Origin of the sequence: Haloferax litoreum, from assembly GCF_009674605.1 — an archaeon.
Classification (GTDB): Archaea; Halobacteriota; Halobacteria; order Halobacteriales; family Haloferacaceae; genus Haloferax; species Haloferax litoreum.
The window spans coordinates 1165852-1191884 of the sequence record NZ_WKJO01000001.1 but is presented as its reverse complement, the minus strand read 5'-3'; the positions used below and the strand labels follow the sequence as shown (position 1 = coordinate 1191884).

Here is a 26033-nt window from a genome sequence, read left to right as displayed (position 1 = left end):
ATCCTTCTACAAAAGAAATCGTATTGGTTGGATTTTTCATTTGGAAATCTGTCTGTTGCTGTTCTGGTGTTTGAATAATCCGTGAATGTTCGAGAGCGAGAGAGGACAGTTGGAGATGACGGATAGCACAAGGACTTACGTCCCACCACCTGCCCACTGTAGGTATGGACGAACGCGACGTGCGCCTGTTGAAGGCCATCGCGGACCTCGGGACCGGCAGTCCCGAGAAGTTACACGACGCGACCGGCATCCCAGTATCGACCATCCACTACCGGTTGAACAACCTGAAAGACGACGGCGTCATCGAGAACGACCTCTACGACATCGACCTCGAGTCGTTTGGACTCGGCGTCACCGTCGTGGTGGAAGTGCTGGCCGATTACAGCGGGCCGTACGAAGAAGTCGGAAACAAACTTCTGGAGATAGAAGGCGTCACGCAACTGTACTTCACGATGGGAGAGACGGACTTCATCGTCGTCGCCCACCTCGCAGACTCCGACCGCGTCGAACGACTCATCAGCAACTTCGAGGCAGTCCCCGAAGTCGAGCGGACGAACTCCACGTTCGTCATCTCGACGATGCGAGACAGTCACCGCGCACTCCAGAGTTACACGTTGGAGACCCTTCTCGACGAACTCGGAATCGAAGACTGAGAATCCCCCGACTGCTTACGGAGTTCTGACGCGTACTCTCCGCTATGTCGGACACAGTCACCACGTGGCTCGTCGAGCGCACGTACTCGGACGACGAACAGAACATCATCATCCTCGTGTACGCGACGACAGACGGGACGAGGTATCACAGAAAAGAGCGGTCACTGACGAGTTTCGACTCGGACATCCGCGACACCTACGCCGCGCTCGACATCCCTGAAGACGAGTTAGGGCACGTCGGCGACGAGGAGACACAGGCGGAGTACGCCGCCGCGGCGACGAAGATGGCCGAGTCACACGACCCGACAGACGTGGTGTGACCCGACTTCGCGTCCTTACGCCGCCGTCGCGAGTGGTAATTCGACGACGACGACGGTTCCTGACGGGTCGTTGTCCTCGATGAGGACCCGTCCGCCGAACGACTCGACGAGTTTGTTGACGAGGTAGAGTCCGAGGCCCGTTCCCGAACTCTCCAATCCCTTCTCACCCTTCCCGAAGACGACCGACTTTCTGTTGTCGGGGATACCGACTCCGTCGTCCGCGATTCGGACGATAGCAACCTCGTCGTCGTTGTCTACGTCCACAGAGATAGTGACAGTCGTGTCGTCGCCGTTGTGTTGAATCGCGTTGTTGAGGACGTTTCCGAACACCGAGGTGAGAAGCGGATTCGCGCGAACGGCGACGTCCGGAACCTCCCCGTCGACTTCGATAGTCGCCTTCGGAAACGCCTCGCGCCGGACGACGAGTTCGCGGTTCAGCGTCTCAGCCAGTGAGAGTGGGCGCGTCTCGACTGCGCCCCCACTCATCGTCTCGATGAGGTCACGAGCGACCTCGGTTATCTCGATGGTGTGTCGCCCAGTCGAGAGGACCCGCGAGAGGATATCACGCCCCTCGTCGTCGACGTGGTCTTCGAGTAACTCGGACCAGCCAACGATGACGGCCATGTCGTTTCTGATGTCGTGCCGGATGATGCGATTGAGCGCCTCCAACTCGGCGTTGGTGCGCTCTAATTCGCGTTCGCGGGACCGGCGCGCCGTAACGTCTTGAATCGTCCCACGAAGGGCGGCAACGCGACCGTTCCGGATGACCGGTTCGCCGCGCGTCCGAACCCAGCGTTCCGTCCCGTCGGCGGTGACAATGCGGAAGTCGTCTTCCCACGCGGCCCCCTCGTTTCGGCACCGCTCGACCAGTTCACGAACCACGTCTCGTTCGTCTGCGGCGTAGAACGAAACCGCGTCGTCGAGCGACGGGTCGTAGTCCAACGGAACCCCGTGGATGTGCTTCGTCTGGTCGGTCCACTCGAGCGTCTCGTCCTCGAGGTCCAGTTCCCACCCGCCGACCTTCGAGATGCGCTGAGTCCGTTCGAGGAAGTCGCGACTGCGTTCGAGTTCTCGTTCGCGTGCTTTCTGTTTGGAGAGGTCTTGAAACACGACGACGTTCCGGTCGTCTGAGAGGGAGGTGACAGAGAGACGAACCGGAACGGACGTTCCGTCGGGCCGCTGAATCGTCGCTTCACCTTGCCACCGTCCCATCTGGTCGAGTGAGGAGTAGAGTTCCTCCTGAAGTCGCTGTGCCTCGGATTCGGTGTGGAGTTCGTGCCACGAGAGACCGACCATCGACTCGGAATCGGGATACCCGCAGATGTGCGCGCCAGTCTCGTTGATGTAGGTATGACCATCTCCTTCGGTGAGTGCGATGCCGGCGTCGACCGAATCTACAGCACTCTTGAGCGCTTCGAGGTCCCGTTCGCGAACCCGTTCGTCGGTCACGTCTTGGACCGTCGAGACGAGGCGTCGATGCCCGGAAAGTTCCGCAATCGAGAGACTCACTCGAAGCCAAACGAGGTCACCGTCTGGTCGCTCGATTGGCCACGGAAACACGTTCGTCCCCGTCTCGATTGCGCGTTCGACTTCCGCGCGAGCGTCTGCTCGTGAGAACCCCGGAACGTCGGCAGTGAGTTCGACAGGTGCCGTCGAGATGACGTCGTCCCGGGTGGTACCGAGGATGTCGAGATAGTGCTGGTTGATATCCACCAGTTCGAGCGTGTCTGGGTCGCGAACGGCGAGGCCGACGTTCACTGCCTCGAACAGTGCTCGGTGGTCCAACGACCCGACCGTGTTCTGGACCGCATCGTAGACGACCTGTCCCAGATTTTCGATATCGAGAGAAGACGGATTCGGCCGTTCGAACGAGACGAGTGGGACACCGTCTGTGCGCAACGCAGAGGCGAGCGGTTCTCCCTCGGAGTTCGTCAGTTCCGTCGAGACGACGAGACAATCGACACGCGAGTGTTCGAGCGTCGTCTGTGCAGCGTCGATGCTCTCGGCAGTCTCGACGTGGACAGTCGTTGTCTGGTCGCCAACTGCCGAAGGGAGGGACGCCGCGAGACGCTCACAGACTGGTTCGTTCTCGGCGACGACGAGAACGTTCACTCTACCGGACATACCGGTGAGACGCAATCCTAGGTCAAGTATGAACCGGACGGTGCGACGGCGCGAGAACGAGCGTGTGGGTCGAAGAGACAGGAAAGACGAGGACCCTCAGGAAGGTCCGCAGTGACTACTCTCCGTGGCCATCGTCGTGGCCATCGTCGTGGCCAGAGGAACCGGAACCGACCCCGTGTTCGACCATCTCGTTCAGTTCGGTAATCTTCCCGTGGGCATCCTCGGGAATCTCGTCAGACGGTGCCGACATCCCCGGGCCGTCGAGGGGAGCGTCGCCGACGACGACGCTACCAATCATCCCCAGTGCCTCGTGCGGGACGCAGTAGTAATCGTAGACGCCGGCCGTGTCGAACGTCACCTCGTAGGTCGCACCGCCCTCCGAGAGCATCCCGCTGTCCCACGCATCGGTCCCCTCGGGAACGCGACGCGGAGCGTCGTTGTCGGGATGGTACGCCGTCGCCGTGTGGGTACCACTTTCGAGTTCGAAGGTGACGGTCCCACCTTCCTCCACGTGGACGACGTGCGGGTGGAAGTGGTACTCCCCGTCTTCGGTCACCATCGTGACCGTCGCGTGTTCGGCGGGGTCACCGATAGTTCCACCCTCGTGGTGGTGGTCGCCGTTCTCCTCGGTGGTCGCTTCTTCGGTGTGCGACTCCTCGGTGTGGTTCGATTCGTCGTGCGAACCGTCGTCTTCTGCGTCCGGTGCAGCACTGCCGGTACACCCGGCGAAGCCAAGCACGGCCAGACCGCCGGTTGCCTTCAATACGCGCCGCCGAGAGAGTTGGTCAGTCATGATAGGTCACCCGACACGTGAGAGTTGGATTCGGTAGTGGTTATGAAGCACTGCTGTTTTGCTGGGTCGGCAAATCCGGAGAGGGTTTAAGTAGGAAACCGAGCCACCTTCTGGTGAGAAGCGTGTGGCAGGCTCTCAAGATTCCGACGAACTGCTCGACCTCCTCGGCGACGAGTACGTTCGGTCGATTCTCGCCGCAGCGAGTCTCGAACCGCAGTCCGTCAAGGACCTCAGTGAGCGTTGTGGGGTCGCACAGTCGACGGTCTATCGGCGACTGGACGACATGCTCGCCCACGACTTACTCGTCGAGCAGACCGAACTCGTCGCAGACGGGAGTCACCACAGCGTCTACGAGGCGAAACTCACGCACCTCGACATCGACGTGGTCGACGGCGAGATACGCGTCGACACCGACGTGGAACCGTCGCCTGCCGAGCGATTCACGCAAATCTGGGACGACATCAGGAGGCAGTGAGTATGCACATTGAACTCGTCGTGGCAAAACTCGTCACGATGGCGCTCGGGTTCCTCATCGCGTATCAAGCGTACAAAGGGTACGCCGAGTACGACAGCGAACCGATGCTCTTCGTCGCCATCGGATTCTTGCTCATCAGTTTCGGCGCGGTCCTCGAGGGAGTCCTCTTCGAAGTCGTCGGCCTGTCGCTCTTTCAGGCTGGAACTATCCAGACGGGCGTCGTGGCGCTCGGCATGCTCTCGGTCCTCTACTCACTGTACGGTATCGGCATCGATGGTGACGAGTCGTGATCGACGTGTGGACTGGCGTTCTGGTCGTCGCTCGCCTCGTCCTCTTGGTCGTCGGTATCGCAACGACGGGTGTCGCGTACCGAGCGTACCGAACCACCGGTGCGGCGCACCTCCGTGCTGCGACGGCCGGATTCGGACTCATCACTGTCGGCGTCTTCGTCGAAGGTGTCCTCTTTCAGGTGGCGTCGCTCACGTTGACGCAGGTCCACACCGTCGAGAGTCTCGCTATCGCCGCCGGGTTCATCGTCTTGCTCCGTTCGCTCGTGGAGTGAACACTGAACCGTCTCCGATCGGCGGATGTCGGGTCATCGAGCCCCCATTTGCAAACTCGAACACCATCTGGGCTTTCGATACCAAAGGTAGCGTGTGGAGGAATGCCCAACAACAGAGCAACAAACGACGTAAACGTCGAACACGTAAGGATATGTGTAGACGGCGGAGCGCCGCCGAGGTGACACGCATATGACGACGACACAATCTTCAACGCGACTCATTGGAATCGTATTGCTCGCGCTCGTTGCACTATTCGTCTTCCCCGCACTCCTCGGGATGTCCGGGGTCTTCGGTATGGGACCGATGGGGTGGGGCGGCGGATGGATGCACGACACGTGGATGCACGGTGGCACCGGCGGGTCCGTCCCGTGGTGGATGTGGGGCATGGGCCTCTTCGGCCAACTGCTCGTCCTCGCGGTGCTGGCTGGCGGCGGAATCCTCTTGTTCCGCGTCGTAAGCGGTGACAACGGCGGCGACGACGCCCTCGAGGAACTCCGGCGCGCGTACGCCCGCGGCGACATCGATGACGAAGAGTTCGACCGGCGACAGGCCCGTCTCGAACGGGAGCGTGGCCGAGACTGACGACCTGAAAATCAGCGGAATCGAGCGTGCTGCTCGCGGGTGTGGCGGTCGGTTGCCTGCGAGGGTGGAGCCGTATCCGACGCAGTCTGTCGATTCGCGACGGGTTCCGAGTCGAGGCCAGCGGTGTCTATCCACCGGGCGAATCGCCGACTAATGTCGTCCCAGTCGTCGTTCGACTTCGGCGATTCGTCTCCCGCCGCCATCCGGAGTTTTCGGTTCGAGTTGAGGTACTCGTAGGACATGATGCTCGGATACTCGTCGACCGACGCCTCGTAGGAGTCCACGCCGGGGCCGTCGCTCCCGTGGACGCCAAGTAGGTGACCAATCTCGTGGACGTACAGTCGGTCAGTCTGGTCGTCTCCCGCCATGGCGATGCGACCGTAGTTAGCGGAGGCGCGGACGCCACGGTCACCGATGGAGACGGTTTCGGCGAGGTAGATGTACAGGTACCCGCGCGCCGCCCCGTCGAAGTGCGCAGTGACTGCGCCGTTGTCACGCACGTTCGCCGCCGGAGGCGTCGTGAGGTCTGTCTCGTCGACGACGAAGTGAACCGCAAAGCCGGTTGTCCCGTCGGGGTTGTCCACCGGTGCCGACGCAAAGAATGCCGCAGTTCGGTCGAGTGCCGTCTGATTCACCGTGACCGTGTGGTACGCGTCGACTTCGAAGTAGAGGTCCTTGTGGAGTGGGTCAGCGTCAGGGAACTGTCGCGGCGCGCCGTACACTTCCGCCCCGTCGCTGAGGCCATCTCCGTCAGTGTCGGCGACGGTACGGTTGGTCCCGATGCGCCGTTCGATATCGTCTGGGAGGCCGTCTCCGTCCGTGTCGAGCGTGGATGGACGCTCTGGGACAGTCGGGTCGAGGCCGAGTCGGTGTTCGGTACCGTCGAAGAAAGAATCGCCGTCCGAATCGGCGTCAAGTGGGTCAGTGTCGTGTCTGAGTACCTCGGTCCAGTCGTCCAGACCGTCGGAATCGGTGTCTGCGGCGGTCGAGTCCGTTCCGAGCGACACTTCCAGACGGTCGGTGAGGCCGTCGGCGTCGGTGTCCGTCCACGTCGGTTCGGGGACTAGCGTTGACGTACCCACACTGGCGGTACTGGGCACTGTCACGTACGACTCGGCGTCGTCGAGTGTTTCGATGGGCGTTCGCTCTGCCTCGCTGGAGAGGTCCACCACCACTGGGACGTCACCGGTGTTGGCGTCGAACGACGAAACCACGGCAGCAGGGTAAAACGAAACCGCCGCACCGGCCGTCACTGGAAGACTGAGGAGTGCGACGACGACGACGAGGCGAATGGGAACCATCGAGTGACGGGGAGCAGGGGCGGTCAAGCGGGCTATCGCACGAGAACGAGACCGAAGTTCTCGTCTGAACGACAGGATAGAGGCGAGGAACCGCCATAGTTATAGAATCTATGACACCATTAGACACAGCCTAGGTGGCGTGAGACGGGGGTTCAAGCGGTTTGTCCGCACGGAATGGAGAGGGGAGAAGAGAAGAAAAGAGAAGAAAAGAAGACAGACGAGCGTCACTCTCGGCGTTCACGAGACGCGTCACGCTCCGACGACTGCTGACCGAAACGACTATCATTATTTAGGCCAACCTAAAAGTATGGCTTCGAACTCGTCATCAGGTGGTCCACTCAGCGTATTCAAGCGTTTCCGGCCGCAACGAACCCGGCTCCGCGTCTCGGCGTGTGTCGCTGCGAGTCGGTCGATTCGAGATGAGTCAGACGACGAGCCTGCGTAACCGAGTCCCGATTTTTCAGACGAGCTAGACTTCGACGACAGCGCCGACGTCGGGAGCGACTGCCTCGAATCCATCAGTCTGGAGTTCTTCGGCGAACGCTGCACAGCGGTCGCCGTGGTTGACGAAGACGGGCGTCTCACGGTAGTCGGCGAGAAACTCGCGGAGGCCGTGTTTGTCCGCGTGGGCAGAGAAGTCGTACATCTCGGCGCGGGCGGCGACGGGAACCACGCCGCCGTTGAGTTCGCATCTGCCACGTTCGACGAGTTCGCGGCCGGGTGTCCCTTCGACCTGATACCCGGTGAGACAGATTTTGTTCGTCGGGTCCTGGCGAATCTCCGGGATGTACGTCATCGCCGGCCCGCCAGAGAGCATCCCACTCGTCGTGACGATGACCGAATTCTGTCGCGCGATACGGCGACGCTGGCCGTCACGCCCCGAGACGATTCGCGCGTTCGACTTCGCCCGCTTGAGCGCAGTCGGGTCGCGGACGTAGTCCGGATGATTGCGGAGCATCTTCAGCACCTGTGTCCCCATCCCATCCACGTAGCAGTCGATGTCGTGGGCGTCGAGGACCATCAGTATCTCCTGTGTCCGACCGATAGCGAACGCCGGGACGACGACGGTGCCGCCCTGCCAGATGGTCGTCCGAACCGACTCGACGAACCGTTCTTCGACGCTCGCCCGGTCTTCGTGTTCGACGTCCGAGTAGGTGGACTCGCAGACGACCACGTCCGCGTCCGGGCGGTCGGTCGTTCCCGAGACGAGACGCTGGTCGTCGGTGTGGAAGTCCGCGGTGTAGAGCAAGCGCGTCTCCCCATCGTCGACGAGGACGTGGGCGCTTCCGGGGATGTGCCCCGCGTTGTAGAACGTGACCTCGTGCCCGGCGGCCTCGAACGTCTCACCGTAGTCGTGGGGTTCGGACTGCTGTGTCATCCGGCGGATGTGGGTCTCGGTGAAGGGGCAATCGTAGGTCCCGCCGTGGAGTTTGAGCGTGTCGCGCGCGAGCGTGAGCGCGAGTTCGTACGTTGGCGGCGTCCAGTGGACTGCCGGCCACTCGGAACCGGAGAGGAGCGCAGGGACCGTCCCGACGTGGTCGAGGTGGCCGTGAGAGACGACGATGGCGTCCGGGTCGACAGACCCGACGGGGAACTGCGGTGGGTTCCCAGTCATCATCCCGTAGTCGAGTAGCAGCGAGTCGTTGACGAGAATCGCGCTGCGACCGACTTCCCCGGCCCCGCCGAGGAACTGAAGTTGCATTGGTGGCCCGTACCGACTGGAGGGGCTTTTGCCCGTCGGTCCGGTCGGCGGGTGAGAACTGACGTTTTTCTCCGTCGAGGGCCTCTCGTAGCGTATGGTCGACGGCACTCTCGACTCGCTGGTGACGACGCTCCACGACCACCTCGCCGCGACGGCGACGCGTCCCGTTCGAGAAGATGCGAGCAGGTGGCTTGGCGAAGCGGAGGCCGTCACCGGTGACCTGACCGTCGGTCCACTCCCCCCGGACGACGTCGTTCGAACCCGCCTCGGTCACGTCGAACACCTGTTGTCGAACGTCGAAGCGACCGAAGACGACGAGGCTGACGAACACGTCGCCGCGGCACGTGCCGCCCTCGACGATGCACTCGCAGTGCTCGACGGACGCGAGTGACCGACGAAGAACCGGAGTCAACAGTGTTGGCGAGAAGAGAGCGTCGGACGAGACGTCTACGCCTGCGGCCAGGCGTGAGGTGTAGTCAGATTAGTTCGAGAACCAGTCTCTCGCCGTCGAAGCGAGGATAGAGAGGTCTTCGAGCTTCAGCATCCGGAACATCGCGAGTGGGTTGCCGCCGTTTGCGGCGTCTAACTCTTCTTCGGAGAAGCGGTGGAGGTCTTTCAGTAGTGCGTCGTAGCGTTCGTTGGACGCGCGATAGAGCATCTCCGTCATGAACAGTCGGTTTTTCACCTTCGGTGCCACACGCTCGCGCCACAGTTGGTCGTAGATGGCGAGTTCCGACGCGGACGTGTCGCGGTTGGTGTGCATGAGTGTGCGGTCGGCGGTCACGGCGGCGGCACGACCGGAGCGCATGCACTTGTCGATGCCCTCGCCCCAGAGTGGGTCGACCGTCGGGACGGTGTCGCCGATAGCCATGAAGTTGTCCGTGCTCATCCGGTCGGGGAGTTGGATGTGTGCGGACCCGCGGTGCTGTTTGCCCGCGATGCGCTCGGCGCCCTCGAATCGGGGGTCGGTGTCGACCCAGTACTGGAGGTAGTCGTCGATGGTGAATCCAGACTTGGCGTTGGTTCGGTGCCCGTCGTTCTGGATGTAACAGACGCCAACCTTCGCGGTGTCCTCGCCGGTGTGGAAAATCCACGAGTAGCCACCCGGAGCCATGTCGTGGTCGAGACGGAGCATCATCGTGTCCGTGAGGTCTGCGTACCCATCGGGGTCGAGGTTCATCCCTTCGAACTCGTATTCGATACCGATTGCTTGTTTCTCCCGTCGCAGGTTACAGACGTCGAGCGCCTTCGCCAACGGTGCGCTCGGGCCAGTCGCGTCGATGACGATGTCACCGTAGACTTCTTCGTCTCCGTTGTATCGGACGCCGACGATTTCGCCACCCTCCATAATCGGTTTGGAGACCCGAGCGTCGAAGCGGTACTCGGCACCGTCTGCTTCGGACTCCTCGACCAACCAGTTCTTGAAGTCGGCGAACTCGAGGACTGCGCCGGGTTGGTGTCGGCGGTAGTGGTGGTTCGGAGACTCCAAGATTACGTCGTCGGTGAAGTGCATGACGACGTCGTCCGGGATGTTGAAAGAGGCCATCGTCGAGGGGAACGTCCCTGCAGTGGACTTGTTACTCCGCGAGGGGAATTCGTCTCGGGATTCGGTCTCGAGGACGCACACGTCGTACCCGCGCGAGGCGAGGTCTCGTGCCGCCTGTCCACCCGCAGGGCCCGCACCTGCAATAATCACGTCATAGTTGTCTGTCATTGTAGAGTAGGCATCACCGGTAGGTTGTTCGTACGCGCTACACACTCTTTCTGAAACGAGCGTGTAATCTGCTTTGGTTTTGAACGCTCACCCAGTGGTGAATATGTTGGCGTTCGTCCTCCACGTGACGACAGAATTGTGTGGTGTCCGTGAGTTCGACCGTGGGAATACAGAACAGGAATCGATGTGGGCGAGGACGTGGAGTCAGGCCTTGGGAATACGCCGAACTTGGAACTCTCGATAACTCCCGTAGGCTGCTTCGAGTGCACCGAGCCACCAGTTCCAGCGCGTCGCCGGACTTCCTTCGGGCGCGTCGCGAAGGTTTCGGATGATTTCGTCGGACGTGAGTGCCGCACCACGGTCTGCTTCGGCTTGCCCCGAGTCGGCGAGGTCGCGGGCTTGGCGTGCGACGACCCGGCGCTCCGCGTCGGTGCCCCCGAACTCCGCGAGAGCCTCACGGAACGATTCCTCGTCGAACGAGGAGTGTTGGTTGTCATGCCTATCGGTGGGAATCACACTCGCTCTATGTGGCCTGTGACAAAGAATGGCTCGGCCACATCACCCGGAGGGACTCACCGACGTGACCGGACGGCGACGAAGAGGAACAAGACACCGAAGAAGGCCAGAAACGACGGGACGTAGACTCCGAGGGCCGTTCGCCCGGCGGCGGAGTATCCACGAGAGAACAGGACGAACGAACCGACCGCCAGCGCGAGTGTCCCGACACCGAAGACAGCGAGAACGGCCGATGCGGCCGAGGAGACGCCCGACGCGTCGCTCGTCCGGTTGGAGATGGCCTCGAACGCCGCCCGGACGTCCTCGGCACGCTCCGCGGGAACCGACACGAACGATGGGCCAGACAACCCTCTGGTTCCGACGAATCGGAGACGAAATACGACGACACCGCCGACTCGGTGTCTAGTGACAGAGCGGAGGCCCGACAAGTCGAACACCCGTTCTTCGCCGGTACCCGTCGGGACGACGAGCGTCCCCGTCTCGACGTCGATGGTTCCGGACGCGTTCCGGGCCGAGACGACGACGGCGGCGAGCAAACCGGCGACGAGGTACCCGAACAACACCGGTGGGTACCGGAACGCGACGAACACCGCAGCAGCACCGACGACACTTGCGAGGACGAGTGGTCCGAGTCGAAGCGCGTCGAGGCCCGGAAACAGGTCTCGTAGTCGACTTCGTGACGCGACTACCGCGAGGACGACGAGCGAGAACGGCCCACCCAAGACGAGCGCCAGAACCACGAACGCGACGAGTCTGTACTCCCCCGTTCGGACCGCACCGGCGGCAGCGACGGCGACCAGAGTGAGGGCGACGAGAATCGTTCCCCCGACGAGACCAGTCGCGCCATACCGGAGGCTATCGGCAAGTCGGCGCTGGTCGCGACGCGACCACGAGACGACTGTCGGCGGCGGCGACCGTGACGCAGAGGGAGACACATCACCGACGTTCGTCTCGATAATACTTCAATTCACGTCGCGTCGCGAGCGACTATCCGCTCGACTTAGGCCCACCACTCACTGCGACGCTCGGTGTACGTGGCGTTCTGGAAGGGGTCAGGTTTGTCGGCGTCGTCTTCTGCACCGAGGTAGTGGGCCGTCCAGTATCCGACGTGCCATCCGACTGCCTCGGTATCGAGGTCCACGAGGACGATTCGGAAACTGTCGTAGGTCTCGAGTGCGCCGTCGCCGTCGGGGTCGTATCCGGTGACGGCAGCACACGAAGCGGCCCCCGCCCCACACGGAGAGGTGTCGGAAAACGAGATGTGTGCGTCCGCGGCCTTGGGGTCGTCGACGTAGGTGAAGGAGAGGTTGTCGGGCATTCCCGGTGCACCCGCAGCGTAGTAGTCGAAGGCGTGTCCGACCTGCTCGCGTGCTCCGTCGGGGTCTTTGGCGTTGGATTCGTTCACGTAGACGGTGAACTCCGGGTCGTCCCACGGGAACGCCTTCTCGGTCGCGTCCGTCCGGGGGAGCGTGAAGAGGATGCCCGTCGCGTTCATCAGGTCGGCCGGTTCGTCGCCGTGGGCGAGGCCGAGCGTGTGGCCCAACTCGTGTTCGACGATTTCGACCGTCGAATCGTCACCGAATCCCGTCTTGACGTAGACCGTCTCCGGGCGGTCGATTTGGCTGGCATCGGTTATGTAGGGAGCACACCCGACGGCGTCGGCCTGTCCACTACACTCGGGGATAGTGTCCGAAAACTGGAGGATGATGTCGGGATTTCGAACGTCGGACGACACCGCGTATTCGACTTCGTAGCCGAGGTACCGCGCGTCGTTTCGCTCCCAGAACACTGTCGCCTCTCGGACCAGTGTCTCGTAATCTCGCCCGTCGTTCGGCGCACGTACCTCGATGATAACCGGGTCAGACCCCCACGGACCATATCCCGACGCGGGCGGGTACGTCGTTACTACCTCAGGTTCCGCCGTCGTGGTCTGTGGCGCTGTCGTCTCTGTCGCTGGCGGTGACGTGGTGGATACTGATGTCGTCGTCTCGGCCGTCGTCGATGGCGTTGGTGTGGTCTCCGTCGAATCGGTGGTCGAGACTGGTGTCGCCGGCGTCGGCGTCGACGTCGCTGTCGGAGTGACGGTTGTCGGCGAATCACCGTCTAGCGATACCGGTGCCGTACACCCGGCAAGAGCCACGAGGAGGACGACAAAAATCGGGAGACCACGCATACGCGAACAGGGGCGGGGAGATGGCAAGAAGGTTTGTCCTCGTCAGACGGGTGACGAGACAGCGCAGTCGCTCACTGGTCGAAATCGGCTGAGAGGAGTAAGCCCCCTTCTGTTCGTCCCAGCATTCGGCTAAGCGTCCGCGTCCTTCTCGGGTCGAAACCCGAGGGCACGTCGGGTGAACCCGAGCGTGCCGTCCGGACTACCTTCACGGCGCGGACTTGCACCGGTGAGGATTCACCGTTCCATCCATTCTCGACCGTCTTCCCTTCGCGGGTTATCTCCCTTCCCTCACGGGTCGGTTCGCGTGCGACCGAGTTACCTCGGACGCACCGCCGGCGACCGGTGGCCGCCGCGCGCGCATCATCGGTCGGGTCGAGGGGTGTCGTTTCTGTTCCAGAGCCAGCCGTCTCCGACTCCGGGCTTGCGCCCGGTCACCTGTCCAGACGGTGGGGGGACTTTCCTCATGCCCGAAGTGGGCACGGGAACTGGGCTCTCTCTGCCGAGGTATTGTAGCCGCGTCCGTCGGATAAGCGGTTCGATTGGTCCGGTCGAACGACCCGTATATGGGTACTTATGTGGACATTAACCCACCTAACAATCGATTAACATTCGAGGGAAGCGTTGAAGTCACCACAGGCCTTGAATAGTAATATGTCCGAGGCGCAGACCGTACACCTCACCTACGAGGATGGGGCGCGGGCGGTCGAACTGGCGCGGGAATCGGTCGAATCGTACGTTCTTCACGGGCAACGGGAACAACCGGGCAGCATGCGAGATGCCTTCTACGCACGAACGGGGGCGTTCGTGCGTATCAAGTCGACACGTGGGCGTGGTCGACTTCGGGGCTGTGCAGGGGCGTATCGCGGCAAAGACCAACTGGGGCACGCCATCGTCGACGCCGCCATCAAGGCATCGTCCGGCGACTCCTGTCAGACGGAAATCGAGGCACCGGAACTTCCGAACCTCAACATCTCCGTCTGCATCGTGAACAGTTATACGCTGACTAACGACCCTGTCGCGGATATCGAACTCGGGAAACACGGCGTCGCCATCGACGCCGGCGGCGTCCACGGGTGGATGTACCCGACGCTTCCACTCGAGCTCGGTTGGTCGAAAGAAGAGTTCCTCACGAACGCCTGCCGCAAGGCCGGCCTCTCGCCGCTGGCGTGGCAGGACGACGACACCATGATTACGCTCTTCGAAGGGCAGGTCTTCCGCGAGCGTGACGACGGCGGCAGCGTCGAAGCGCTGTAAGTTCACCGAGCAATTTTACGCAACAGTTGATTGCCACGTCGTTTGCAGACACAGCGGTGCATGTGCGGTTTTCTCGGCGCTGGTGAGGCGTACTGTCTCCACCCTCACATTTTTACCAGTTGCTTTTTAAGACTGAATCGTGTTCCGAGTGGTCAATCCGATGCGTGTACGACTCCACAGCGTCGGGTGGACCCGCTCACGTTTGATGTGCTGGTAAGATAGCAGTCAGACGCTGGCCGTCGAAACCGACCGACTCGTTCTGTACCGATTGCTGACCGAACAGCGACATCGATACGATACGCCACGATGGCACACGAGCAACACAACCACACGACGAAGACAGCCAGCACGCATCGACCATCCCCACGCACGGAGTCAGCCCAGTATGGAAAATGAGAATTCGACGACCGACCCGTCGGATGTCGTTCACGTCCTTCGACAACTCGATTCGATTCCCGTACGCGACGATTCACCGCCGGGCGCGTGGACCATCGAGTCGGTCTCTACTGGGTTCAACGAGGTGTACCTCGTCACTCCTCGCCACTCGACGGAACCGAAATTGGTCGTGAAATTTGCGACGTACTCGACGCGGGCACACTTTCGCGCCGGCATCGCGGCATACCGCCTGCTCGGCGCGTACACTGACCTTCCGGTTCCGACTCTGTACGGAGCCGTACTGGACGACGAGACCACACCACCGGCTATCGGTATGGAGTTTCTGCCGGGTGAAGAACTCGCCGCAGGGTTCCTCGATACAGCGCGCGTCACTGACCCAGATGCGGTTCGACTCCTCGGAGAAGTCATCGGCGCATCCGCGACACTCCCCGACCACGCTGCCGCGGGATACGGATACATTCGAAGCCACGAACGACGCCACGAGGGGCCATGTGCGGTGGGAGAGTACGACGACTGTCGCTCGTGGTTCCTCGACTACGCCGCACAACTGTACTCGAACCCACCATCACACGAAGCGGTCCAATCGGTGGTCCCTGACGTGAGGAGGTATCTTCGTGCGAACGCCAACCGCCTCCCGGAGACGCCCGCCCAGTCGGTCGTCATCACGGATTTCTCCCCACAGAACTTGCTGAGTCCCGATGGCACTCCGCCCGAACAACTCAATGGGGTAACGGGCGTTATCGACCTCGAACGGGCGAAGCTAGCACCCGCCGAATTCGCGGCAGTGAACGTAGAGTACCTCCTGACGCGATTCACCTCCGACACGAGTGCCGTCAAAGAAGCGCTCTACGACCCGCTTCCGTTCTCGGCGGAGATGCCCGGCCGCGACCTCTATCGACTGATTGCGATGGGTCGGTCTGTCGGGGGATTGCCGTTCTGGTACGAACCGGGAAGTGAAACCTATCAGGAACGGGGAACCGCCATCGCTGCAGAGATTACAGATATTCTCGGGTGAGGAACCTACTCCTCGCCGAATCCGACTGTCTCGGCGTCTTCGTGGGTCCGTCGGGTCGCCGCGTCGAGGTCGAACTCGCGGACGACTTCACCGTCACGAATCAACGGTTCGAGCAGTGACTCGCCGTCGGTCGGGCCGGGTCGGCCACGCAGACCGACGTGGTGTCCGCCGTCGGTCGTGCGGTAGACTTGCTTGACGCCGGAGAGTTTGCCGCGCTTGGCCGCCGGTTCGCCGTTCACTTCGACGATGTCGAGTGCGAAGTCGACAGGGTTGGCGTTCGAGATGTACCCACCGACGCCGAATCCATCGACCACGTCGTGGAGGTGCCGCAGTTCGGCGGGGCCGAGGCCCCCACTGACGAAGATACCAACGTCCTCGTGTCCTCGTGCGTCGAGTTCCCAGCGGACCTCGCGGACGATGTGGCGGAAGTCGCCGCGGCGCGACGAGGTGGTGTCCAGTCGGACGCTGTCGAGGTCGTCACCGAGCGTCTCGACTGCGCGGAGGACTTCCTCGGTCTCGTCGCCGTAGGTGTCACAGAGTGCGACACGCGGCACGTCTTCCGGCACCGCGTCGTCGAAGGCGCGGAAGGCGTCCGCCTGATTTCCGCGCCCGAAGGCGATGAGAAGTGCGTGCGGCATCGTCCCCGACGCTTCCTTCCCGAGGATGTCGCCCGCGGCGACGTGGGAAAAGCCGTCGAGGCCCGCGACGAGCGCACTCCGTTCGACCATCGCGGCGATAGACGGGTGAACGTGGCGCGCGCCGAAGGACAAGACGGGGGTGTCTGGCGCGGCGACGCGCGCTTCGAGTGCGGCAGTCGCGCACCCGGAGGCGTGCGAGAGGAATCCGAGGAGTGAGGTTTCGAGGCGAGCGAATTCGAGGTAGTCGCCCTCGATTCGCATCACTGGGCCGCCGTCGAACAGTTGGCCCTCGAACATGGCGTCCACGTCGACGTCGTGTCCTTCGAGGAGTGCCGCGGCGTCTTTCACACCGGCGAACACCTCGAAGTCCCCGTCGGGGAACTGGTCCGCTGTCACCTCGGCGACGACGCGAGGGTTCTTGCCCGCGTGTCGGAGGGTGGCCTCGGTCCGCTCGAAGTAGGCGTCAGTCGCGACGCCTTCGCGGATGGCCTCGGGACCGACGATGTCGAACTCAGTCATTGGTCGTCGATTCCGCGCGCCCGATGAAAAAGGTGCATAATCGGAGCGAGCAGTCGAAGAGGATTTTTCTTCAATCTATGCTCGTCTGTGGACCGCGTCCAACTCCTCGACAGTCGGCGCGTTCACGATAGTGACCGTGTCGCCGTCTCGCGTCACGCGATACGCGTCGGCGAACGGACCGTCTTCGACGACGTAGGTGTTTTCGGCGGCGTACGTCGCCCCGAGGCGGAGTTTGAGCGTGTACGTCAGGTACGCCGTCTGGAACTGCCGTGCGTCTTCTTCGGTGTCCCAGACCGTCTTCCAGACGTAGGCGCGGCGGTCTGGGTCCGCCGTCGCGTCGGCGTCGGAGGCGGGTCGGTACGGAACGACGAGGTCACCGGCCCACCCGGCGGATGGGCCCGAAGAGTAGTTGTACGCCGAGTAGTTGCCCGTGTTACGCTGAAGGTTCTGCTTGTCGATGGCACCGTGTTTCCAGAACATGGCGAAGATGGACGCCTCGCCGACGGTGTCGCCCACCGGGTCGTGGTCGTATCTGGCCCACTCGGCCGACGAGCGGTCTTCGATGGTCACCTCGACTGGTCGTTCGTCGGGGTACGTCTCGGGGTGGAAGATGTGTTCCGTCGAGACTGGCCGGTTCGCGTAGGCGTCGTCGACTGCCTCCCATCCGCCGCGTTCGCGCAGGTCGGTGACGAACTCTGGACCCTCGCTGTACGGCGCGTAGATAGTCAAGAAGACCGGGTAGTCGAACGACCCACTGGACGCCCCGGCACCGGGCGGGCGGGCCACGCACTCCCACTCCGCCGCACAGCGCTCCTCGTACAGTCGGTCCACGTATCGCGCGTCGCCTTCGACCAGACCGTTCTCGGCGAGTTGCTCGTCCTGCGTCGGCGGCGACTCGTCGAGGCCGAAGTGCTGGTCCTGCAAGGCGTGGTGGAGTTCGTGCGCGAGCGTTCGCCGGTCGATGACCGGGTCGCCGTCGGTACTGATGAGAACGATGTGGTCCTTCGAGGGAGAGTAGTAGCCGAGGACTGCGCCGCCGTAGAGGTCACCGAACACCTCGGTGATAGTCCGGTCCTCGCCGACCAACAAGAGCGACTCCCAGACCTGGTCGTTCCAGTCAGCGTGAAGGGCCTCAGACTCGTTTTCGGGGGGGTCGCCGATGTCGGACTCGTTTCGGTACTCGGCGCGCGAGATGACATCCACGGGGACGGGGTCGGTGAACTCCAGTTCGCGGATGACTTCGACGCGGGCCATCGTTCGCGAGACGAACGCCTCGCGTTCGGTCGCGTTCAGACCGTCAGACTGGTCCACGTCGATGGACTCGTTGTACCAGTACCCGTTCTCCCACCCGAGTCGGTCTGTTGGCGGGTCGTCGGGCCACGTCCACTCACTCGCGGCACCGTCGTCTGGTGTCGCTGTGGGGTTCATCACGGGCGCGGCGCACCCCGAGACGACGAGGAGAAGCGCCGAGAGGAGCGCGGCGAGGCGAGGCCGGTTCATAGAGAGTGAAGGACAGAGGAAGGAAAAAGCGTCACGGCGGGACGCGTTTGGTCGAAACGTCAGGACGCGAGACTCGGCCGAATCTCGTCCACGTCGGCGGGCGTCGGGCCGTTGACGACGACGACTCGGTCACCGCTTCGGACGACGCGGAAGGCGTCGTTGAACTCTCCGTCCTCGACGACGTAGACGCCGTCTGCTTGCTGTGTCGCGCCGTTCGCGTCGAGGATGTTCAGATACGCGTCGTGGAACTCGCGGGCGTCACCGTCGGAGTCCCACTGGGTCACCCAGACGTACCCGTACTCAGTCTCGGACCCTGCGTCGTTCTTGTACGGGAACACCCGGTCGTTACCCCACCCGTCAGAGGGCGCGGCGGCGTAGTTGTACGTATCGTACTGCTGGTCAGTCTCGACGATGGTCTGGAGACGCACCGTCTCGGCACCGGTCGTCCGCGCCTGATACCAGAACATGGCGTAGATAGACGCCTCACCGACGGTGTCGGACCCCTCGACGCCCTGATTGGGGAACGTCGTCCACCCGTTCGTGCCCTCGTCGTCGAACGTGATGGGGGTCGGCGTCTCGTCTGTGACGTGGATAGTCTGTTCGGACGACACGGGCGGGTTGCGAAGTTTGTCGTTGACGGCGTCCCAGCCACCCTCCTGATAGATACTGTTCATGTAGACCGGGCCGTCGGAGTACGGTTGGAAGATAGTGAGGAGGATGCCGAGGTTCGGCCCACCACCGCTTCCGCCAGACCCGCCGGACCCACCCGCGGCGGGCGTGGCCACGCAGTCCCACGCACCGGACTCGCACTCGTCTGTGTACATGAGTTCGACGAGTTTCGCGTCGCCTTCGACGACACCGTCGATGGCGAGGTCACCGTCTTGGGTCTGTCCGCGGTAGCGCTCGTCGGTCAGGTCGAAGTGCTGGTCTTGGAGTGCGTGGACGAGTTCGTGAATCAGCGTCGCGTTGTCGATGGTCGGCGCGCCAGTGGAGTCGGTGACGATTTTGATTTCGTCGTCGCTCGGCGAGTAGAACCCGAGGACGGCGCTTCCGGTCGTCTCCGAGATTGCGTCTGCACTGCCCTGTGACTCACCGGTGATGAAGAGCGCTTCCCACACCTGGTCGTTCCAGCGGTTGAACTCGGAGTCCGGCGACCCAGAGCGGTTGGCGTTGTCGGCGCGGTAGTCGTCACGAGAGATGACGTTCACGGGGACCGACTCTTGGAATTCGAGTTCCCGGATGTGTTCGACGCGCGCCATCCCACGGGCCACGTACGCTTCGAGTTCGGAGTCGTTGAGGCCGTCAGACTGGTCGACTGCAATCGGTTCGTCGTACCAGTACCCGTTCTCCCACCCGAGGACGTCCCGGTCGGGGTCGGAGAAGCCTTCTCTGTCGGGGTCCGGCGTCACGGGTGGAGACGTGTCGCCACTCGTTGCACCGGGTGCCGCGGAGGGGGCAGCACACCCAGCGAGGACCAAGAGAGCAGCGACGAAGATGGCACGGTAGCCAGTCGTTCGCATACCATACTCTTAGCCTCCTGAGGGAAGTACCTTGTCTGATACGTTCGGCGAAACCGACGGATTACGTCGGGTCGGTGGCGAGGCCGAGGTGACAGAAGACGACCGAACACCGCGCGTACTGTTTTGGTCGTCCCGGCACAACGGCCACGTATGGCACTCGACCCGACACGGACTGCAGTCGTCGTCGTCGACATGCAAAACGGCTTCTGTCACCCGGACGGGTGCCTCTTTTCGCCCGCGAGCGACGCGGCCGTCGAGGCCGTCACCGACCTCGTTTCGACGGCCCGCGAAGCGGGCGCACGCATCGTCTACACGCGAGACGTGCACCCACCGGAGCAGTTCGACGACGCTCACTACTACGACGAGTTCGACCGCTGGGGCGAACACGTCGTCGAGGGCACGTGGGACGCCGAGTTGCTCGACGCGCTCGACGTGCGAGACGGCGACCTGGTCGTCGAGAAACACACCTACGACGCGTTCTACCAGACGCAACTGGAGGGGTGGCTCGACTCCCACGGCGTCGACGACCTGCTCATCTGCGGCACGCTCGCAAACGTCTGTGTCCTCCACACTGCCGGAAGCGCCGGGCTCCGCGACTATCGACCGATTCTCGTCACGGACGCCCTCGGTTACATCGAACAGTCGCACAAGGAGTACGCCGTCGACCACGCAGACTGGTTGTTCGGCGAGACGACGACGCTCGGAGAAATCGAATTCGAGTGAGGCGAGAGGGAGAACAGTTCAGTCGCGGAAGAGTCGATACGCGCCCTGCCCGGTGGCCACGGCGTCGTCCCAGTCGGTCGACGGCGACTGTCGTCTCGCCACTTCCGCGTCGTCCTTCGGGTCGGTACTGACGACGGTGATGGTGCTGACGCCGACGCTCCCACCCGCGCGAACCACCTCTGCGACGGCGGTGAGGTCACCCGACGCGCGACGGAGGTAGTTCACGTTGAGGTTGATAGTGGCGACGCCTCCCGAGAGTGGGTTGTCGAGCATGGTTCGGAGTGCGATGCCGCCTGCCGTGTCGATGAGCGTCGCCGCGATACCGCCGTGGATGGTCGGCGGTGAGACAGTGTTCGTGAGTTTCTCGTCGTACGGGATGGTCATCACGATACGGCCACGCTCGATGGCATCGACCCGCGTATTGAGCCACGAGAGATAGCCGTGTTCGTCCTCGATGTGCCGCTGGACGATAGCCGCGGCGTCGGCAGGGAACTCGTCGGTCATATCACGAACGATTATTCGAGAACGCATGTAACCGACGGTCCGCGTCTCGGTGGACTGGGACGTCGCCGACAATCGAGGGCGTGAGATATTTATCGGCCCCGAAAATCGTACCTGTATGAACGATTCCCGCGTCCTTCTCGTTGGCGAGGATGCCGCTCTCCTCAGAGACGGCATCGAACGACGCGGGCTATCCGCCGAGACGCTGAGCGAGCGAAGCGCCGTCTTCGACGTACTCGACGAGACAGTCGGCGGTGTCGTCGTCGATGGCGTCTGTCCCCCCGACCAGCGTGCGGGCGACGAGACACCCGACGCTGTTGCCAACGCTGACTCCGACGCCGAATTTATCTCGAAGGTCCGCGACCACGTGGGACCGGTTCCAGTCTACGTCCTCGTCGACGAATCCGAACGTGCCACTGCGACCGCCGTCCGCGGCGGGGGAATCGGCATCGAGCGCGCTGCTGCAACCACCGACACCAGCGCACTCGCCGCCCGTCTCGAACGCGCCATCGAATTCTCGCAGTGGGCGACCACGTCTCGGGACGGTGACTCGCTGTATCGACTCATCGTCGAACAGAGCAACGACGCCATCTTCATCGGCCAGGACAGCGACTTCCAGTTTTGGAACCGTCGACTCACCGAACTGACCGGGCTGAACGACGACGAACTCGCAGAGAACGCCGTCTTGGACATCATCCACCCCGACGACCGGCAGAAGGTCGCAGACATCTCGGAGCGTCGCCGCCGCGGAGAGGACGTTCCGACGAACTACGACGTCCGCGTGGTCGACACCGACGGCGACGTTCACGAGTGTTCGGTGACCGTCCAAGATATCCGATATCACGGAGACTACGGTGTCGTCGTCACGATGCGAGACGTGACAGAGCAACGGGCGACTGAGGCCAGATTCCAGAGTCTCATCGAACTGGCCCAGGACGTCGTGACGCTCGTCGGAACCGACGGGCGGGTCAAGTACCAGAGTCCGTCCATCGAGACAACTCTCGGGTTCGACCAAGACGAACTAGTCGGCAAGCACATCGAGGACCTGGTCCACCCGGACGACAGGGATGCAGTCACCACAGCGTTCGACGAGTCGCTAGAGTCCGGGACGGGTACCAGAGAGCCGATTCGGTACCGACACCGTGACGCAGACGGGTCGTGGCGATGGCTCGAGTCGGTAGCCGCGAACCAAGCAGATACGGTCGTCGGCGGGTTCGTCGTCACGTCACGCGACGTGACCCAACAGCGAACCTACGAACGTCGCCTGCAGCGCTACGAGACAATCGTCGAGAGCATCCACCAGGGGGCCTACGTCGCTGACGCAGACCGGACGATTCGGTACATCAACGAGGCCGCAGCAGAACGGGTCGGCGTGTCTCCCGAGACGCTCGTCGGCGAGCACATCTCGGTCACGAAGGACTACGGCCTGCTCGACGACGACCAGTACGCGCAGATAGATGCCGCGCTCGACGACATCCTCACTGGCGAGAGTACCGGTGAGCGCCTCGAACTGTCGCTCTCGTCACCCACCAGCGAACGCGTCATCGAGTTCACCATCACGCCAATCACCGACGACGCAGGGACGGTCACGGGTGCTGTCGGCCTCTCGTCCGATATCACCGAACGCAAACGATACGAAGAGCGACTCAACGCGCTCCACGTGTCGACACGGCGGTTGAGCGCGGCGACGAGCAAAGAGGCCGTCGCCGAGGAAGTCTGTAATGCCGCCGTCGAGGTACTCGACTACGAACTCAGCGGCGTCCTCCTGTACGACGACTCGCTCGACGCACTCGTTCCGACGACGTTCACCGAACGAGCGATGCAAGAGTTCGGAGAGATACCGACGCTTCCGCGAGGGACGGGTCTCTCGTGGGAGGTGTTCGAATCCCAAGAACACCGTCTCTACGACGACGTCGAGTCGAACCCACAGCGTTACAACCCGGACACCGACATCGCAGAGGAGTTGATTGTCCCCATCCCCGACTACGGGGTGTTCTTCGTCGGGTCGCTCGAACCGGGCGAACTCGCAGACCAGCGCGTCACGCTGGCGAGAGTGCTGGCGTCGAACACACGCGCAGCACTCGACAGGGTCGAACGCGAGCAACTCCTCCGTCGACGCGAACAGGAACTCGCCCGGCAGAACGAGCAACTGGAGTCGTTCGCGTCGGTCGTCTCACACGACTTACAGAATCCGCTCAACGTCGCAGAAGGGTACCTCGAACTCGCTCGGGAAGAACACGATTCCGACGAACTGCAACGGGTCGCCGACGCGCACGACCGGATAGAGTCGATCATTCAGGACGTGTTGACGCTCGCTCGAAACGGGCAGACCATCGACGAAGTCGAACTGCTGTCGCTCGAAGCGGTCGCGACAGAGGCGTGGGACATCGCCGCGTCCAACACACCGGATGCGACGCTCGATATCGAGGGGGACAAAGACGTACGCGCGCATCGAGGCCGCCTACGGCAACTCCTCGAAAACCTCGTCTCGAACGCGATTCGGCACGGTGGCGACGACGTGACCGTCCGAATTGGCCCCCTGGACGACCGGTCTGGATTCTACGTCGCAGACGACGGGCCGGGGATTCCGGCGTCGGCACGCCCGCGAATCTTCGAAGCGGGGTTCACGACGAGCACAGACGGGACTGGCATCGGCCTCAGCGTCGTCCAGAGCGTCATCAACGCCCACGGGTGGAGCATCTGGTTCGACGAGAGTCGCGACGGTGGCGCGCGGTTCGAAATCACGACCGAAGACGAGTCGTAACCCCTGCGAACGTCGCCGTCAGCGTAAACACCTAATTCGGGGCCTTTCGAAGTCCGAGGCATGGACCGACCAGACGAAGCGACGAGACAGGCGGTCGAATCCTGTCGCGCCACCCTGCCACAGAGGGTCGATGGAGGGCGCGTCGTCTTCGGATTCGACGGCTACATCGACCGTGTTCGAGAGTTCGTCTCCGAGCGACAGTCCGCCGAGGAGTACGAGCGTGTCCCGACGTTAGCGGCGTTCTCCGAGCGTGTGAACGCGTCTGTCGAAGCCGAGAGTTCGCTCTCCTTCGAGTGGATACAAGACGGTGTCCGGACGGGTGGTCACGTGAGTCACCTCGCGCGGGCCTTCGGCGAGATGGGGTTCGACCCAGCAATCGTCGGGTGCCTCGGTGACCCGCCAGAAGAACCGTTCGCCGAGGAGTTCGGCGACTACCCGCTCGAAACGCTCGGGGCACCGGGGTACACCGACGCCGTCGAGTTCGGCGACGGAAAACTGATGCTCACGGAGATTGGCGCACTGATGACGCTCGACTGGGCGGACATCGACGCTCGCGTCGGACTGGACCGCCTCGCCGAACTCGTCGACGGGGCCGAACTGCTCGGCATGGGGTACTGGTCGGAGATGCCCGAACTCCCCGACGTTGCACGCGGCATTCGCGAAGACCTCTGGCCGACGCTCTCGAACCCACCGGAGACGCTCTTGTTAGACCCCGGTGACCTTCGGAAGCGCGAACCCGACGTCGTCGCCGAAGGGGTGTCGCAAGTGTCCGCACTAGACGACGTGGTGGACGTGGTTGTCTCTGCGAACCGGTACGAGACACGCTATCTCGCACAACTCGGCGATGCCGACGAGAGTGACTTCGAGAACGAATCGCGCGCCGCGTTCGACCACCTCGGAGTCACACGGTTCGTGGGCCACGGAATCGACGCCGCACACCTCGTTGACGGCGACGGTATCGTCAGCGTCGGCGTCCCGAAGACGGACGACCCCGTTCTCACGACGAGTTCCGGCGACCACTTCAACGCCGGTCTCGCACTCGGACACGTCCTCGGCCTCGGGCGGGCGGACGCACTCGTCGTCGGAAACGCCGTCGCAGGCCACTTCGTCCGCAACGGAACCCCGCCGACGTACGGAGACGTTCGCGCGTTCGTGGATAGCTATCTCGACTACTTCGAGGCGTGACCACGGCCACACCCGGACCACCCACTCGTCGCCTGTCGTCGTGATGAAGGACGAGGGATGAGGGACGAAGAACGATGGGCGTCGCATCTCTCGTGAAAAATGGCTTGTCTGAACAAGAGGAACGTATATTCGACCAATGAGAGAACGTGATGCTGTCAGAGGCACCATCACAGTGGCGTACTGACATCCCCCACGTAGTTCACTGCTTCCGAGCGCCACGGTAGCGAGTGAACCTATTTTTCGTGTGAGTACTCGCGGTCTGTGTCGTCCATCGACGACGCGACGAGGCGATTGAGTGCCCGACGGATTCGCTGGGAGAGCGCCTGTTCAGAGATGCCGATGTCGTCGGCGATGTCGCCGAGAGAGGCTTCTTTTGGCGTCTCGAAGTACCCTTGTGAGAACGCGAGTTCGAGTGCCGTCAGTTGTTTCTCCGAAAGGTCGGAAGTGGCGGGGTGACGCTCGTCCACACTGGCGGGTTCGACGCGACGGACGTCGATTTCGAGACGCCGGTCGAGGCAGGCACTGTGGAACTGTGCGGCGTGGTCGTTGGTCGGAAAGAAGACCGAAAGAGTCCACCCATCTTTCGTCCCGACTATCCGTCGAACGATACCGTTGTGCATCTGAATTGTCGAGATGAGACCACGGTCTTTCAGTCGCCACTGGCAGCGGTACAATCGCCGTTCTGGCCTGCTGGTGACGAGTTCGAAGTACTCGACGTTGGGGTGTGCCTCTAAGATGTCTTCGAAGGTGTCGGCGTCCGTTCCAGAGACGGTGAAGTAGGGAACCGGGTCACCGGAGACGGGAACGCTCGGGACACACGTGATTTCGAGGTCAGAGTCTTCGAGCGCGGTTCCCAAGTACGAATCACCGAGGGGGAAGCCGAGTTCGACTTCGTAGCCAGCGGACGTCTCGTCGTCAGGCATCAGTCGGGGGGAGTGGGATTTCGAAAGACACCCACAACTCAATGATGGGCAGCATGCTGTTTCTCACGAGCGCAGATACGTAAGGGAAATCACCACATATTATTTGCGGATATTGAACCTTTCATAGTAAATGTATTTAAATGCCAAATGGGTACCAAGGAAGCCGTCAGGTGATTGAG

At 62.5% G+C, this 26033-nt stretch carries 25 protein-coding genes and 1 other RNA gene; 12 read left to right on the top strand and 14 right to left on the bottom strand.

Annotated elements, in window-relative coordinates:
• Window positions 1-164 precede the first annotated feature (164 nt).
• Window positions 165-653, top strand: coding sequence for an Lrp/AsnC family transcriptional regulator (locus GJR96_RS06165; RefSeq protein ID WP_058570862.1), 489 nt, complete (start codon window positions 165-167; stop codon window positions 651-653).
• Window positions 654-697: 44 nt separating this feature from the next.
• Window positions 698-973 carry a hypothetical protein gene (locus GJR96_RS06160; RefSeq protein WP_151162133.1) on the top strand — a complete coding sequence of 92 codons (276 nt, stop codon included), beginning with the start codon at window positions 698-700 and terminating at the stop codon, window positions 971-973.
• Between the two features lie 15 nt (window positions 974-988).
• Here the strand turns inward: GJR96_RS06160 and GJR96_RS06155 are convergent, their stop codons facing one another.
• A complete protein-coding gene (locus GJR96_RS06155) occupies window positions 989-3097 on the bottom strand; it encodes a sensor histidine kinase (RefSeq protein WP_151162132.1) in 2109 nt (702 codons plus the stop codon).
• A gap of 115 nt (window positions 3098-3212) precedes the next feature.
• Window positions 3213-3890 carry a plastocyanin/azurin family copper-binding protein gene (locus GJR96_RS06150; RefSeq protein WP_151162131.1) on the bottom strand — a complete coding sequence of 226 codons (678 nt, stop codon included), beginning with the start codon at window positions 3888-3890 and terminating at the stop codon, window positions 3213-3215.
• A gap of 124 nt (window positions 3891-4014) precedes the next feature.
• Here GJR96_RS06150 and GJR96_RS06145 point away from each other — a divergent pair, with 124 nt between their 5' ends.
• The 4 genes from GJR96_RS06145 to GJR96_RS06130 all read left to right on the top strand — a co-directional run bounded on the left by GJR96_RS06145 (window position 4015) and on the right by GJR96_RS06130 (window position 5510).
• On the top strand, window positions 4015-4365 hold the full coding sequence (locus GJR96_RS06145) for a winged helix-turn-helix domain-containing protein (protein ID WP_151162130.1): 351 nt from the start codon (window positions 4015-4017) through the stop codon (window positions 4363-4365).
• A gap of 2 nt (window positions 4366-4367) precedes the next feature.
• A complete protein-coding gene (locus tag GJR96_RS06140) occupies window positions 4368-4655 on the top strand; it encodes a DUF7521 family protein (RefSeq protein ID WP_151162129.1) in 288 nt (95 codons plus the stop codon).
• Window positions 4652-4927 carry a DUF7521 family protein gene (locus tag GJR96_RS06135; RefSeq protein ID WP_151162128.1) on the top strand — a complete coding sequence of 92 codons (276 nt, stop codon included), beginning with the start codon at window positions 4652-4654 and terminating at the stop codon, window positions 4925-4927. The genes GJR96_RS06140 and GJR96_RS06135 overlap by 4 nt, the downstream gene beginning before the upstream one ends.
• A 190-nt stretch (window positions 4928-5117) precedes the next feature.
• Entirely contained in the window at window positions 5118-5510 is a 393-nt protein-coding gene (locus tag GJR96_RS06130; protein ID WP_151162127.1) for an SHOCT domain-containing protein, read from the top strand.
• An 11-nt stretch (window positions 5511-5521) separates the two neighbouring features.
• Here GJR96_RS06130 and GJR96_RS06125 read toward each other — a convergent pair whose 3' ends face one another.
• Window positions 5522-6811, bottom strand: a complete 1290-nt coding sequence (locus GJR96_RS06125; RefSeq protein WP_151162126.1) for a hypothetical protein — start codon at window positions 6809-6811, stop codon at window positions 5522-5524.
• Between the two features lie 469 nt (window positions 6812-7280).
• Window positions 7281-8513, bottom strand: a complete 1233-nt coding sequence (locus GJR96_RS06120) for an MBL fold metallo-hydrolase (protein ID WP_151162125.1) — start codon at window positions 8511-8513, stop codon at window positions 7281-7283.
• A gap of 94 nt (window positions 8514-8607) precedes the next feature.
• On the opposite strand from GJR96_RS06120, the gene GJR96_RS06115 reads away from it, so the two are divergent.
• The gene (locus GJR96_RS06115; protein WP_151162124.1) at window positions 8608-8904 is read left to right on the top strand and encodes a hypothetical protein; all 297 of its coding nucleotides are present in this window, start codon (window positions 8608-8610) and stop codon (window positions 8902-8904) included.
• A 90-nt stretch (window positions 8905-8994) separates the two neighbouring features.
• Here GJR96_RS06115 and GJR96_RS06110 read toward each other — a convergent pair whose 3' ends face one another.
• From GJR96_RS06110 to rnpB, 5 genes are all read right to left on the bottom strand, one after another.
• Window positions 8995-10227, bottom strand: a complete 1233-nt coding sequence (locus tag GJR96_RS06110; RefSeq protein ID WP_151162123.1) for a digeranylgeranylglycerophospholipid reductase — start codon at window positions 10225-10227, stop codon at window positions 8995-8997.
• Window positions 10228-10431: 204 nt separating this feature from the next.
• The gene (locus GJR96_RS06105) at window positions 10432-10743 is read right to left on the bottom strand and encodes a hypothetical protein (protein WP_151162122.1); all 312 of its coding nucleotides are present in this window, start codon (window positions 10741-10743) and stop codon (window positions 10432-10434) included.
• A gap of 56 nt (window positions 10744-10799) precedes the next feature.
• Window positions 10800-11678 (bottom strand): hypothetical protein, encoded by an 879-nt coding sequence (locus GJR96_RS06100; protein WP_151162121.1) that lies wholly within the window; start codon window positions 11676-11678, stop codon window positions 10800-10802.
• A gap of 65 nt (window positions 11679-11743) precedes the next feature.
• Complete coding sequence (locus tag GJR96_RS06095) at window positions 11744-12916, bottom strand: matrixin (RefSeq protein WP_151162120.1); 1173 nt, start codon at window positions 12914-12916, stop codon at window positions 11744-11746.
• 86 nt (window positions 12917-13002) lie between these two features.
• Window positions 13003-13417: RNase P RNA component (rnpB, locus tag GJR96_RS06090), an RNA gene on the bottom strand.
• Window positions 13418-13567: 150 nt separating this feature from the next.
• Here rnpB and GJR96_RS06085 point away from each other — a divergent pair.
• The gene (locus GJR96_RS06085) at window positions 13568-14170 is read left to right on the top strand and encodes a TIGR00296 family protein (RefSeq protein ID WP_058570850.1); all 603 of its coding nucleotides are present in this window, start codon (window positions 13568-13570) and stop codon (window positions 14168-14170) included.
• Window positions 14171-14555: 385 nt separating this feature from the next.
• Window positions 14556-15581, top strand: coding sequence for a phosphotransferase family protein (locus GJR96_RS06080; RefSeq protein ID WP_151162119.1), 1026 nt, complete (start codon window positions 14556-14558; stop codon window positions 15579-15581).
• A 5-nt stretch (window positions 15582-15586) separates the two neighbouring features.
• On the opposite strand, the gene GJR96_RS06075 is transcribed toward GJR96_RS06080, so the two are convergent.
• The 3 genes from GJR96_RS06075 to GJR96_RS06065 form a co-directional block, all read right to left on the bottom strand.
• A complete protein-coding gene (locus GJR96_RS06075) occupies window positions 15587-16738 on the bottom strand; it encodes a nicotinate phosphoribosyltransferase (protein ID WP_151162118.1) in 1152 nt (383 codons plus the stop codon).
• A gap of 75 nt (window positions 16739-16813) precedes the next feature.
• Complete coding sequence (locus tag GJR96_RS06070; RefSeq protein ID WP_151162117.1) at window positions 16814-18238, bottom strand: Hvo_1808 family surface protein; 1425 nt, start codon at window positions 18236-18238, stop codon at window positions 16814-16816.
• A gap of 59 nt (window positions 18239-18297) precedes the next feature.
• A complete protein-coding gene (locus tag GJR96_RS06065) occupies window positions 18298-19758 on the bottom strand; it encodes an Hvo_1808 family surface protein (RefSeq protein WP_151162116.1) in 1461 nt (486 codons plus the stop codon).
• 150 nt (window positions 19759-19908) lie between these two features.
• On the opposite strand from GJR96_RS06065, the gene GJR96_RS06060 reads away from it, so the two are divergent.
• The gene (locus GJR96_RS06060) at window positions 19909-20481 is read left to right on the top strand and encodes a cysteine hydrolase family protein (RefSeq protein WP_151162115.1); all 573 of its coding nucleotides are present in this window, start codon (window positions 19909-19911) and stop codon (window positions 20479-20481) included.
• A gap of 18 nt (window positions 20482-20499) precedes the next feature.
• Here GJR96_RS06060 and GJR96_RS06055 read toward each other — a convergent pair whose 3' ends face one another.
• Window positions 20500-20985 carry a PaaI family thioesterase gene (locus tag GJR96_RS06055; RefSeq protein ID WP_191965813.1) on the bottom strand — a complete coding sequence of 162 codons (486 nt, stop codon included), beginning with the start codon at window positions 20983-20985 and terminating at the stop codon, window positions 20500-20502.
• A gap of 115 nt (window positions 20986-21100) precedes the next feature.
• Between GJR96_RS06055 and GJR96_RS06050 the strand changes: the two genes are divergently transcribed.
• On the top strand, window positions 21101-23746 hold the full coding sequence (locus GJR96_RS06050) for a PAS domain S-box protein (RefSeq protein ID WP_151162113.1): 2646 nt from the start codon (window positions 21101-21103) through the stop codon (window positions 23744-23746).
• 60 nt (window positions 23747-23806) lie between these two features.
• Window positions 23807-24931: a hypothetical protein gene (locus tag GJR96_RS06045; RefSeq protein WP_151162112.1), complete on the top strand. Its 1125-nt coding sequence runs from the start codon at window positions 23807-23809 to the stop codon at window positions 24929-24931.
• A gap of 233 nt (window positions 24932-25164) precedes the next feature.
• On the opposite strand, the gene GJR96_RS06040 is transcribed toward GJR96_RS06045, so the two are convergent.
• A complete protein-coding gene (locus GJR96_RS06040) occupies window positions 25165-25854 on the bottom strand; it encodes a helix-turn-helix domain-containing protein (RefSeq protein WP_151162111.1) in 690 nt (229 codons plus the stop codon).
• Window positions 25855-26033 lie beyond the last annotated feature (179 nt).